Consider the following 11,998-nt stretch of genomic DNA (forward strand, 5'->3'; position numbering starts at 1 on the left):
TGGCGAAGGGCAGAGAATGATCTCTGCCCTGTTGGCTCTGAAGGTACGTGGATGCGTGTCAGTTAGACGCGGGCCCCTCCAGAGCCAACGAAAAATACGCATACCAACGGTTAGTCATGCCATTGACCATAACCCCGCCCGGGCGGCAGGGCAAAGCGGCGGCGTAACATTGCCGCCGCGCGGCGGCGGCGCGGATGGGTGCGGTCAGGACCGGCCGCCCAGCCCCGCCTCCGCGTAGTAGCCCTCGATATGGTCCGCCACCAGCCTGGCCGCCCCGGCGCCGTCGTTCCTGCCGATGGCTGAAAGGATGCCCCGGTGCTCATGCCGCAGCCGCGCGGCGGTGGCCTGCCAGTCCGGCAGGTTGGCTGTCAGCCGGCTGGCGTAGTCCTGGATGGATTCACGCAGGGAACCCATCATGGCGCTGACCACGGCGTTGCCGGCGGCGTCCGCCAGTGCCAGGTGGAACCGGACATCCAGGGCCAGGAACTCGGCAGTGTCCGCGCAGTCCTCCATCCGCTCCAGCAGGGCAGCGGCCTCGGCCAGGGCCGGCGCATCCGGCCGCGCCCGTGCCGCCGCCCAGGACTCGAGCAGCACACGCGTCTGCACAATGTCCGCCACGGGAAGATGCGACGTGGCCACGTGGAGCCGCAGGGCAGCGCCCAAGGCCGCCGTCGGATCCGAGATCACCACGGTCCCGGCGTCGGGGCCGGAGCCCACGCCGGCCCGGACCACACCCATGGCCTCCAGGATCCGGATGGCCTCGCGCACCGAGGTGCGGGAGACGCCCAGCTGCTCGGCCAGTGTCCGTTCCGCGGGGAGCCGGCCGCCCACGAGGAGCTGTCCACTGGAGAGTTGTTCCTCAATCCACTGCAGGACCAGCTGGTGCGTACGCATGGACCCATAGTACTTGTTGTGGTCCGACCACATCCCCTAAAGTGTGGTTGGACCACAGAACCGCAGCCACTGCATTTGGACGCCCGGAGGACGCTATGACGCAACCCACCATCACCGGCAACCCGGAGGCGCCGACGACGCCGTCGGAAACAGCCGCCGCCACCGCCGCCCCCCAGCGCGGCGTCCCGGCCGCCCTGAAACGGCGCATCCCCAAGTACGCGGACCTCGCGCCGCTGATGCAGTTCAAGAAGCCCGATTTCGGCCGCGAAGCGCGGCTGCGGCGGGCCAGCACCATCTGGGACCTCCGGGACATGGCCAAGCGGCGCACGCCCAAGGCACCCTTCGATTACACGGACGGCGCGGCCGAAGCGGAGATCACCCTCCGCCGGGCACGCGAGGCGTTCCTTGATATCGAATTCCGCCCGGGCATCCTGCGAGATGTCTCCCGCGTGGATCTCAGCACCGAAATCCTCGGCAGGACCGCCCGCCTGCCTTTCGGCATCGCACCCACCGGCTTCACCCGGATGATGCAGTCGGAGGGCGAATACGCCGGCTCGCGCGCCGCCGCGGACGCGGGCATCCCGTACACACTCTCCACCATGGGCACGGCCTCCATCGAGGACGTCGCTGCGGCCGCCCCCGACGGCCGCAACTGGTTCCAGCTGTACTTGTGGACGGACCGGGACCGCTCCCTGGAACTGATCGAGCGCGCCGCCCGGGCCGGGAACGACACCCTGATGGTGACCGTGGATACCGCCGTCGCGGGCGCCCGGCTCCGTGACGTCCGCAACGGCATGACCATCCCGCCGGCGCTGACGCTAAAGACCGTGCTGGACGCGTCCTACCGGCCGGCGTGGTGGTTCAACTTCCTCACCCACGAACCCCTGACCTTTGCCTCGCTCTCGCGCTACACCGGCACGGTGGCGGACCTGATCAACTCCATGTTCGATCCCACCCTGACCTTCGAGGACCTCGACTGGCTGCGCGAAACCTGGAAGGGCAATCTGGTGGTCAAGGGAATCCAGACGGTCGAGGACGCGCGCAAGGTGGTGGACCACGGTGCCGACGGCATCGTCCTGTCCAACCATGGCGGCCGCCAGCTGGACCGCGCACCCATTCCGTTCCATCTCCTGCCGGAGGTCTCCGCGGCCCTGAAAGCGGACCACAGTGACGCCGCCGTCATCCTGGATACCGGGATCATGAGCGGCGCGGACATCATCGCGGCCCTGGCCATGGGAGCCGACTTCACCCTGATCGGCCGCGCGTATCTTTACGGCCTGATGGCCGGCGGCCGGGCCGGGGTGGACCGTGCCATTGGCATCCTTGAGGCGGACATGCGCCGCACCATGGCCCTGCTGGGCGTCAGCCGGATCTCGGAGCTGACCCCGGACCACGTCCGGCTGCTCGCCAGGTAGCAGTCCGTCCGGCGGGCTGTTGTCCCCTGGGGGCGGGTGCTGCTACTTCTTCCGGCCGAACTTCGGCAGGTTCGCCAGCAGGTCTGCGGCGCGGGTGGCGGCGCGGCCTACGCTGCGCCCGATCTGCTGCGGCCGGGTGTCTTCTCCCGCGGTGCCGACCGGGAGAGCGACGGCGGGGCTCAGTGAGCTGTCCTTCGGCAGGTCGGGCGCATTGGCCCCGGAGGGGACAGCCGCTGCTGCCAGGGTGCCGGGAGCGGCCTGCGCCGGGGCGGGAGGGGCTGCTGGCTCGGCAGCGGGACGGCCGACGTCGAACGTCTCCAGCCAGCTGGCGACGCCGGCCAGCGGTTTCGGGTTCAGCGCGTAGTAGCGCTTCTGGCCCTGGGCACGCATGCTCACAAGGTCTGCTTCGCGCAGCACCTTGAGGTGTTTTGAGATGGTGGGCTGGCTCGCGTCGAGCTCCTGGACCAGCTCCCCCACTGCTTTGTCCCCGTTGCGCAGGGACACCAGAATGTCACGCCGGGTTGCCTCAGCAATGACTGCAAATACGTCGTCTGTCACCATGCAGTCCACCCTAGCGACATATACGCCGGATGGCATCCACCAATTACAGCCCCGGTCCGGGGACCCGTCTGGGGCTCGTGGGCGCCGGTGTCAGTCGAACCAGGGGTCAAGGCCGTAGAGCGGGAAGACTTCCTTGCGGGTGGCCATAACCGTGCGGTCAACCTCGTCGTTGGGGTCGAAACCGACCTCCCAGGAACGCCACCAGAGGTCGACGTCGTCGCCCATCACGGCGGGCGGTTCGACGCCGTATTTGGCCCCGTACTTGTCCTGCACATACTGCCGCCAGTCCTCGGGGACCGGGGTCCGGAGGGGCACGGGCCTGCCGGCGGCAATGGCAATCAGGTGGCTCCAGGACCGGGGCACCACGGTGATCACGTTGTACCCGCCGCCGCCGGTGGAGATCCAGCGGTTCTCGCAGTAGCGCGCGGCGAGGTTGCCGATCGCGGTGGCAGCCTCGCGCTGGCCGTCCACACTGATGTTCAGGTGCGTCAAGGGATCCAGGCGGTGCGAGTCGCAGCCGTGCTGGCTGACGATAACCTCCGGTTCAAACGCGCCCACGAGCTGCGGGATTACCGCGTGGAAGGCCCGCAGCCAGCCTGCGTCCCCCGTTCCGGCCGGCAGTGCCACGTTCACGGCGCTGCCCTGGGCATTGGGGCCGCCGATCTCGTTGGCGAAGCCGGTCCCGGGGAACAGCGTCAGCCCGGTTTCGTGCAGCGAGATGGTCAGGACCCGGGGGTCGTCCCAGAAAATACTTTGCGTGCCGTCCCCGTGGTGCGCGTCGACGTCGACGTACGCCACCCGCTGCACTCCGCCGTCGAGCAGCCGTTGGATGGCCAGGGCGGCGTCGTTGTAGATGCAGAAGCCGCTGGCCCGTTCCCGCGAGGCGTGGTGCATGCCGCCGCCGAAGTTCACCGCCCGGACCGCGGTTCCGTCCAGGATGGCCGCGGCCGCCAGGAGGGACCCGCCGGCCAGCCGGGCACTGGCCTCGTGCATGCCGGCGAAGGCGGGGTCGTCCTCGGTGCCGAGACCGCGGGCAAGGTCGGGAGTGTCCGGGTCCGCGCTGACGCGGCGGACGGCGTGGATGTATTCCGCGCTGTGCACGGCGCCCAGTTCCTCATCACTGGCCACGGACGGGGCCGCGACCCTCACATGGTCCAGGTCGAACAGCCCCAGGCTGCCGGCAAGCCGCTCGGTCAGCTCCATCCGCTCCGGCGCCATCGGGTGGCCGTGGCCGAAGTTGTAGGCCGTCATGGCGGAGTCCCACACCACCGTCGTTGGCAGGGCGGTCTGAACGAGTCCGGGCAGGAAGGTCATCAATCACAGGCTACCGGAGCGCACCGCCCCGCTCCCCCGTCATTGCGCGGAATAAAGTGGTTTACTACTGAGGGACGCCGTTACAACCGAGGACAAGCCGCACATGACGCAAAGCCAGTCGAGGTCACAGAACCCGGCCAGCTGGCACCCCGGCCAGCCGGAGCGCGAGGGCCTGTGGGTCTTCACCCGGCTGCGCGACTTCATCGACGACATCGCCAACACCTCCCCGGCCCGGCTGGCGGTCTCGGCATTCGCCGTCGTGATCCTGATCTTCACCGCACTGCTGTCCCTGCCCGTATCCTCGGCCACCGGGCAGGTCACGCCGCTGCACCAGGCCCTGTTCACCGCCGTCTCGGCCGTCTGCGTGACCGGGCTGACCGTGGTGTCCACGGCCGTCCACTGGTCCTTCTTTGGCCAGCTCATCATCCTGGTCGGCATCTTCGTCGGCGGCCTCGGCACCCTGACCCTGGCCTCCCTCCTGGCGCTGATGGTCAGCAAGAAACTTGGCGTACGCGGCAAGCTGATCGCCCAGGAAGCCATGAACAACGCCGGCCGGCTCGGCGAGGTGGGCACCCTGCTGCGGATCGTGATCGTCACCTCCGTGGTCATTGAAGCCGGGCTGGCCGTGGCCATGATCCCCCGCTTCCTGGCCCTGGGCGAGAGCGTGGGCGAGTCCGTCTGGCACGGGGTCTTCTACGCCATTTCCGCATTCAACAACGCCGGTTTCACCCCGCATTCGGACGGAATCGTCCCCTACGAAACCGACCTGTGGATCCTGGTCCCGCTGATGGTCGGCGTGTTCCTCGGCAGCCTCGGCTTCCCCGTCGTGATGGTGCTGCAGCAGAACGGGCTGAACTGGAAGAAGTGGAACCTCCACACCAAGCTGACCATCCAGGTCTCGCTGATCCTGCTGGCTGCGGGCACGGTCCTGTGGGGCCTGCTGGAGTGGGAAAACATGCGCACCATTGGGGGCATGAACCTGGGCGACAAGATCACCCATTCACTTTTTGCTTCCGTGATGACCCGCTCCGGCGGCTTCAACCTGGTGGACCAGAACCAGATGGACTCCACCACCATGCTGCTGACGGACGCGCTGATGTTCGCCGGCGGCGGTTCGGCCTCAACCGCTGGCGGCATCAAGGTGACCACCATCGCCGTTATGTTCCTGGCCATCATTGCCGAGGCGCGGGGCGACGCGGACGTGAAGATCTACGGCCGCACCATCCCCGAGGGGACCATGCGGGTGGCAATTTCGGTGATCGTCGCCGGCGCCACCCTGGTGGCCGTCTCCGCCCTGCTGCTCCTGCAGATCAGCGGCGCATCCCTGGACCGGGTGCTCTTTGAAACGATTTCCGCGTTCGCCACCGTGGGCCTGAGCACCAACCTCAGCGCCGAACTGCCCCCTGCCGGCGTGTACGTGCTGACCGCCCTGATGTTCGCTGGCCGCGTCGGCACCGTCACCCTCGCCGCTGGGCTGGCCCTGCGCCAGCGCAGCCAGTTGTACCACTACCCGGAAGAGAGACCGATCATTGGCTAGTACCTCAGGCGCCGTCAACCGCCCCGCCCACAACGCGCCCGTGCTGGTAATCGGGCTCGGCCGCTTCGGCGCGTCCACCGCTGAGCAGCTGGTCAAGCAGGGCCGCGAGGTGCTCGCGATTGAACGCGACCGAAGCCTGGTGCAGAAGTGGGCCAGCGTGCTGACCCACGTGGTCGAGGCCGACGCGACCAACATCGACGCCCTCCGCCAGCTCGGCGCGCAGGAGTTCAGCTCCGCCGTCGTCGGCGTGGGCACCTCGATCGAGTCCTCGGTGCTGATCACGGTCAACCTGGTGGACCTCGGCATCGAGCACCTGTGGGTCAAGGCCATCACGCCCTCCCACGGCAAGATCCTGACCCGGATCGGAGCCAACCACGTGATCTACCCGGAGGCCGACGCCGGGGTCCGCGCCGCGCACCTGGTCTCGGGCAGGATGCTGGACTTCATTGAGTTCGACGACGACTTCGCGATCGTGAAAATGTACCCTCCGCGCGAAACCGTGGGGTTCACCCTGGATGAGTCCAAGGTGCGTTCCAAGTACGGGGTCACGATCGTGGGTGTGAAATCCCCCGGCGAGGACTTCACCTACGCCCGCCCGGAGACCAAGGTCTCCGCACGGGACATGCTCATTGTTTCCGGCCACGTGGACCTGCTGGAGCGGTTCGCGGCCCGGCCCTAATCCTGGGCCACGGCCGGCGGAGTCCGGGGTTTCCGGGCGTGGGTGACCGTGACGTGGACTTTGACCTCCAGATGCCCCTGCTCGCTCATGAACTTGGCGGTACAGGTGGTGGTGCCTGCCCTCGCGGTGGCCGGGACGCGCACGCGGACGGCTGCGGTCGCAAAGCCTCCGGCAGCGATTGCGGGCACCTCCGCGTCCGTCGAGGTCCAGCCGGCGGGCAGGCTCAGCGAGAGACGTCCGGGCTTGAAGGTGAGCTCATCTCCGTTGGTCACCGTAAACGTGACGTCCACTCGCCCGCCTGCTGGCACCGAGGGGGAATCGCTGATGAGATGTCCGCACAGGGGGTCAAGCCATCTGGAGTCGAACCTATCGAAGGTAATGGTGTTGTGCGCACCCTCATAGAGGATGCCGTACAGCCCGCTCCCCAGCGCGGTCACGGTGGAGTAGTTTGTCGGCAGGCCGGGTGCGAAGGCGCGTGAGGTACTCCAGGTCGCCCCGTCGTCGCACGAATAGCGGATCGTGCCGTTCTTCCGGGCGAACGGCGGGTTGTTGGCGTTGGAAAAGAGCAGTTTGCGGGCGTCGGCTGAGCCCTTGGGCGCGTCGGGGAACATCCGTGTGATCGTGGCGTTGTTGCGGGGGTCGGTGAGCACGGAGTTGTAGGTGACGGGGCCGTAGGTCTCGCCGCCGTCGTGCGAGACCGCGATCCGCCGTCCGCCGCCGCCTGCGTTGTCTCGGGAATTGAGCATCACATCGCCGTTGGAGAGCTCGACGACCTTGTTTTCATTCATGTTCACGCCCACTGGTTTGCCCCTGCGCCAGCTACGGCCGTGGTCGTCGGAGAACACACTGTACGCCTGGAGCCGCTTCGAGCCGTCCCGCTGGATGATCCTGCCGGCGAATTGCTGGATGAGCCGTCCCTTGTGGGGCCCGTACCGGAGTTGTATGCCCTCCCCTGAGGTCGCGAACTGACCTAGGACGCCGCCGACGTTGGCCACCCGATGGACCCTGGTTCCCACCGGTTTGACGACGCGGGTGATGAGGGGGCCCGCGAAGGCCGCGTACTTGGACCCCCGGGCATAGGACGGGCGCGGGGGCAACGCCCGCCGGTTCGCCGGGTCCGTCGACCATGTCAGCCCGCCGTCGGTCGAGACGGAGACCTCGGAGCTGATGATTCTCCGATCGGCATCGTTTTTACCGAGCCTGCTGCTGCCGAAGCCCGCGCCCTTCGAGTAGACGTGGAAGTTGAAGATCGTGCCGGTTTCCCGGTCCACTACGTAGCTCGGGTCGCTAAAGCCAAAACGACGTGCTTTGCGCGCGGCGACCTGGCCGCGCGCGACGAAGGTGGGGGCGCCCCAGGTCTTGCCCCGATCGGTGCTGCGCCGCTGGATGATTGAGTTGGCCGACGGGGAGTCGCCGCCGTCGGGACGGCCGTCATAGGCGGCGAGCACGACGCCGTTGCCAAGGCTTGCGAGCGCGACGATTCGATAGTGCCTGCCAAGGACGGGGTCGATGGCCTTGTCGCCGTTGGACGCGAGGACCCGGCTGCTGAAGTGTCTGGCGTTGTCGTCAATGCTGGTACCGCTGCTGATTCCGGCACTTATGCTGCTGCCGATGCTGATAACGCTGCTGGTACTTGTGCCGGGGCCGGAAACTGGCTGGTCGCCCGGCGCGAGCATAACGGCGCTGAGCACACAGGCGACGAGCGGTGCCAGGATTGACCGTGCGCGCCCCGGCTGCGGTACCCGTCCGCGGCTGTTCATAGTCCAATTAGTTACCGCGGCGGCTGACCCCACAACGAGCCATAAGTCACTATCTTGTGGGAGGTCAGCCGAACACCCGCGGCACGGCGCAAGCAGCGGCGGGGAACGCCTCCGCCCGCTAGCTCCCCTTGGCCGCCTTTGCCGCGGCTTTGGCCGCCTGCTTGCTGGCCCGGACCTTGGTCAGCGACTCCGGATCCACGATGTCCGCAACGGACAGGTAAGCGTCCGCCTGGCCGTAGTGGCCGGCCGCCTCACGCCATCCTTCGGCCTGGAGTCCGCATTGTTTACCCAGCAGCGCCAGGAAGATTTTGGCCTTCTGCTCGCCGAACCCCGGCAGCGACTTCAACCGGCGCAGGACCTCCTGGCCGTCGGGGTTTCCCTTCGTCCAGATGGCGGATGCGTCGCCGTCCCAGTCGCTGTGCACCCTCTCGGCGAGGGCCTGGACGCGGCCGGCCATGGAGCCGGGGAAGCGGTGGACGGCGGGGCGTTCCTTGAACATCTCGACAAAGGCCTGCGGGTCCTGGCCGGCGATCCGTGCCGGGTCCATGGAGCCGATGCGGGCACGGATCTTTTCCGGACCGGCAAACGCGGACTCCATGGTCACTTGCTGGTCCAGCAGCATGCCGGTGAGCAGCGCAAACGGATCGTCACTGAGCAGTTGGTCCGCGGCGGCGTCTCCGGTGATATGCAATTCCATGGTCCTATCCTGCCACCCGGGTCCGCTCCGCGTCCCGGCGCTAACCCAGCTGTTTGGTGATCTCGGCTGCGCGCCGGGCAGCGGCCCGCGCGCCTTCGGCGATGATGCCCGGGAGCCCGCGCTCGTCAAAGGTCACGATCGCCCGTTCCGTGGTCCCGTTCGGGCTGGTCACTGCCTTGCGCAGCGCGGCGGGGTCGGCACCTGGTTCGGCGAGCATAAATCCTGCGCCGGCAACCGTTTCACGTGCCAGCAGCAGCGACAGTTCGGCGTCGAGCCCCAGCTCGGCGCCGGCGGCAGCCATCGCCTCGGCCAGGTAGAACGCGTAGGCCGGTCCGGACCCGCTGATGGCGGACAGCGCGTCCACCTGCTCCTCCGGAATCTCGACGACGGTGCCCACGGCCGCGAAGATGTCCTTGGCCTGCTGGAGCTGCTCCGCGGAGCAGTGCTTCCCTGCCGAGACCGAGACGACGCCGCGGCCCAGCCGGGCCGGGGTGTTCGGCATGGCGCGGATGACGGGCTGGCCGGCCGGCAGTGCGGCTTCCAGCTGCTCGAGCGAGACGGCAGCGGCCACGCTGACAACAATGGTGTCCGGGGAAAGTGATCCGCTGATCTCACGGGAGAGGTCGGCGATGCCGACCGGTTTGACGCCCAGCACCACGACGGCGGCGCCGGTGGCGGCCTGCGTGTTGTTCTCCGGTTCCTCCTCGCCGGCAATGGCCGTGATTCCGGGGTGCCGCTCAGCCAGTTCGGCGGCGCGTTCGGCCCGGCGGACCGTCGCGACGATGTCGGCGGGGTCGGTCCCGCCGGCGATCATGCCGCCCATAATTGCCTCGTTCATTGATCCACAGCCCAGGAATGCGATTCGGTTGCTCATGCCCCCATCATTGCAGTCCGCCCCGATTCACAGCCAGCTCACATATTTAGCGCAGGTTGCTCACAACCTCGGTGATTAACGTAGGAACTGCCTCATTGAGGGTGCGAGTGATGATAGGTAGTCATGCGGATGACTGCCCGGCACCGGTGGTCTGCAGCGGGTTTCCCCCATTTTCCCGCAGCGGAACGCCGGTGCCTTCGCTTTTAAGCGACAGCCGGGGCGCCGGGACGCCGTCCTAATGCTGGATAGGGCGCACTTCGATGGGAAGGGTGGTGGCGCGGGCCAGCTTGCCGGCCCAGCCGAGCGCCGCATCGAGGTCTTCCGCCTCAATGACGGTGAACCCGCCGAGGTGTTCCTTGGCTTCGGCGAACGGGCCGTCCGTGATGAGCATCCCGCCTTCCTGCGGCCGCACCACGGTGGCCGTGTCGGTGGGGTGAAGCCCGGCGGCGAACACCCACGCGCCGGCAGCCTTCAGCTCGCGGTTCACGGCGTCGAGGTTCTCCATGATGGGCGCCAGGACGTCGGGGGCGGGTGCCGGGCCTACGGGCTGGTAAATACTGAGCAGGTACCGTGCCATGATGCTGTCCTCCTTGACGTTGGCCGGTCCGTTGCCGGCCTCTCACCTTGTCCACGAACGACGCACCCCCGGATCGACATGTCGTGCCGTCACCGGGGCGCCGCGGAGGCCCGCCGTTAAGAGGCGGCCGGTCCCTCGACGTCGGGGGTCTGCGGTTCGGCGGGTTCCACGGCCTGGATGACGTGGGGCGCCGGCTGCAGCGGGCCCTCGGTGACCAGCTGGTCCAGCCGGCGGAGGATCAGTCCCTCACGGAGGGCCCACGGGCAGATCTCCAGGCTGGGGAACTCGAACATTTCCAGGGCCGCTTCGGCCACCAGCGCCCCGGCCAGCAGCTGCGGGGCCCGTGCTTCGGAGACGCCGGGGAGGTTCAGCCGGTCCTCCACTTCCATGGCGGAGATCCGCTGGGCCCAGAGGCCGAGGTCCGTGGCGTGGAGTTCGCGCTTGACGTACGGGCCGGCGCCGCTGGGCGCGGCACCGGCGATGCGGGCCAGGGACCGGAAGGTCTTGGACGTCCCGGCCACGTGGTTGGCCTTGCCGAGCTTCTCGAACTCACGGACGGCCGGCTTGAGGGTGGAGCGGATGTAGCGGCGGAGTTCCTTGACGCTTTTGGCCGACGGCGGGTCCTCCTGCAGCCAGTCCCGGGTGAGCCGGCTGGCCCCGAGCGGGACCGACGTTGCGAACTCGGGCAGTTCGTCCTCGCCGTAGGCCATTTCGAAGGAGCCGCCGCCGATGTCCAGGTTCAGCATGGGTCCGGCGCCCCAGCCGTACCAGCGGCGGACCGCGAAGAACGTCATGGAGGCTTCCTCGCTGCCGGTCAGTTCCCGCAGCGTGACGGTGGTTTCGTGCTTGACGCGGGCCAGGACCTCGGCCCCGTTGGTGGCCTCGCGGATCGCCGAGGTACAGAACGCGAGGAGGTCCTCGGCCTTGTGCTTGGCGGCGAACTCCCACGCTTCGAGGACAAACTCCGTCAGCTCGTGCTGGCCGGCGTCGTTGATGTTGCCGTCCGCGTCGAGGAACTGCACCAGCGAGAGCGGGCGCTTGTGCGAGGCGAACGGTACCGGGCGCGCGCCGGGGTGGGCATCCACCAGGAGGAGGTGGACAGTGTTTGACCCGATATCGAGGACGCCTAGCCGCATGCTGCCATTATTCTCCCCGCAGGGCCTGTGCCCTAAMCGGGCGCCGCGGCACCGCCGCGGACGCCCCGCAGGCCGGTCTTAGGCCTGGTTCGCGTCAGGGGCGGCGTCCGGTTCGGCGTCGGACGGCTTGAAGTCGCGGCGGATGTTCGCCACGCCCTCCGGATCGATCTCGAATCCGTAGGCGGCACCGGGGTTGATGACCATACCCAGCTGGTCGCCGAGGTTGCCGATGATGGCCGAGCCCTGCGTGCCGAGCACGTTCGGCGCCGCGGCGAGGTACTGCTCGGTGACACGGCTCGGGTGAGAGAACACGGCCAGCACCGGTTCGCCGGAGCCGTTGGCGAGGACCAGCGGCTCCACCTGCGAATCCGGGCCGTCAATGGTGTCGGAGCTGACGATGTAGACCTCGTTGTTGAGGAACGACAGGATGACATCCACCGGGTTGGCGTCGGGCTGCTCCCCCCGGGCAAGCTTCTCTTCGAGGTCGTTGAGGGGCTGGAGATCCATGGGTGCAGGCTGTTCAGTCATGTTCCTACTCGATCACGTTGGGCCCC

General features: G+C 67.9%; 12 protein-coding genes. 3 read left to right on the plus strand and 9 right to left on the minus strand.

Annotation, left to right across the window (positions count from 1 at the left end; genetic code table 11):
• Positions 1-204: 204 nt before the first annotated feature.
• Complete coding sequence (locus AC1DBE_RS08820) at positions 205-894, minus strand: FadR/GntR family transcriptional regulator (protein WP_476970285.1); 690 nt, start codon at positions 892-894, stop codon at positions 205-207.
• Between the two features lie 95 nt (positions 895-989).
• Between AC1DBE_RS08820 and AC1DBE_RS08825 the strand changes: the two genes are divergently transcribed.
• On the plus strand, positions 990-2,309 hold the full coding sequence (locus AC1DBE_RS08825; protein ID WP_476970286.1) for an alpha-hydroxy acid oxidase: 1,320 nt from the start codon (positions 990-992) through the stop codon (positions 2,307-2,309).
• Between the two features lie 42 nt (positions 2,310-2,351).
• Here AC1DBE_RS08825 and AC1DBE_RS08830 read toward each other — a convergent pair whose 3' ends face one another.
• Positions 2,352-2,870, minus strand: coding sequence for an ArsR/SmtB family transcription factor (locus AC1DBE_RS08830; protein WP_476970287.1), 519 nt, complete (start codon positions 2,868-2,870; stop codon positions 2,352-2,354).
• Between the two features lie 90 nt (positions 2,871-2,960).
• Positions 2,961-4,184, minus strand: coding sequence for an acetoin utilization protein AcuC (locus AC1DBE_RS08835; protein ID WP_476970288.1), 1,224 nt, complete (start codon positions 4,182-4,184; stop codon positions 2,961-2,963).
• Between the two features lie 103 nt (positions 4,185-4,287).
• Between AC1DBE_RS08835 and AC1DBE_RS08840 the strand changes: the two genes are divergently transcribed.
• Both AC1DBE_RS08840 and AC1DBE_RS08845 read left to right on the plus strand, forming a co-directional pair.
• Positions 4,288-5,721, plus strand: a complete 1,434-nt coding sequence (locus AC1DBE_RS08840; protein WP_476970289.1) for a TrkH family potassium uptake protein — start codon at positions 4,288-4,290, stop codon at positions 5,719-5,721.
• A gap of 40 nt (positions 5,722-5,761) precedes the next feature.
• Positions 5,762-6,400, plus strand: coding sequence for a potassium channel family protein (locus tag AC1DBE_RS08845; protein WP_186372291.1), 639 nt, complete (start codon positions 5,762-5,764; stop codon positions 6,398-6,400).
• On the opposite strand, the gene AC1DBE_RS08850 is transcribed toward AC1DBE_RS08845, so the two are convergent.
• From AC1DBE_RS08850 to AC1DBE_RS08875, 6 genes are all read right to left on the minus strand, one after another.
• A complete protein-coding gene (locus AC1DBE_RS08850; protein ID WP_476970290.1) occupies positions 6,397-8,160 on the minus strand; it encodes an exo-alpha-sialidase in 1,764 nt (587 codons plus the stop codon). The genes AC1DBE_RS08845 and AC1DBE_RS08850 overlap by 4 nt on opposite strands.
• A gap of 118 nt (positions 8,161-8,278) precedes the next feature.
• Positions 8,279-8,857 carry an HhH-GPD-type base excision DNA repair protein gene (locus AC1DBE_RS08855; protein ID WP_476970291.1) on the minus strand — a complete coding sequence of 193 codons (579 nt, stop codon included), beginning with the start codon at positions 8,855-8,857 and terminating at the stop codon, positions 8,279-8,281.
• A gap of 40 nt (positions 8,858-8,897) precedes the next feature.
• Entirely contained in the window at positions 8,898-9,731 is an 834-nt protein-coding gene (gene proC / locus AC1DBE_RS08860; RefSeq protein WP_476878415.1) for a pyrroline-5-carboxylate reductase, read from the minus strand.
• Between the two features lie 235 nt (positions 9,732-9,966).
• A complete protein-coding gene (locus tag AC1DBE_RS08865; RefSeq protein ID WP_476970292.1) occupies positions 9,967-10,308 on the minus strand; it encodes a YciI family protein in 342 nt (113 codons plus the stop codon).
• Between the two features lie 116 nt (positions 10,309-10,424).
• Complete coding sequence (locus tag AC1DBE_RS08870) at positions 10,425-11,444, minus strand: Ppx/GppA phosphatase family protein (protein ID WP_476970293.1); 1,020 nt, start codon at positions 11,442-11,444, stop codon at positions 10,425-10,427.
• 78 nt (positions 11,445-11,522) lie between these two features.
• Entirely contained in the window at positions 11,523-11,972 is a 450-nt protein-coding gene (locus AC1DBE_RS08875; protein WP_476970294.1) for an SseB family protein, read from the minus strand.
• Between the last annotated feature and the right edge of the window lie 26 nt (positions 11,973-11,998).

The organism is Arthrobacter sp. 10T416, assembly GCF_056394165.1.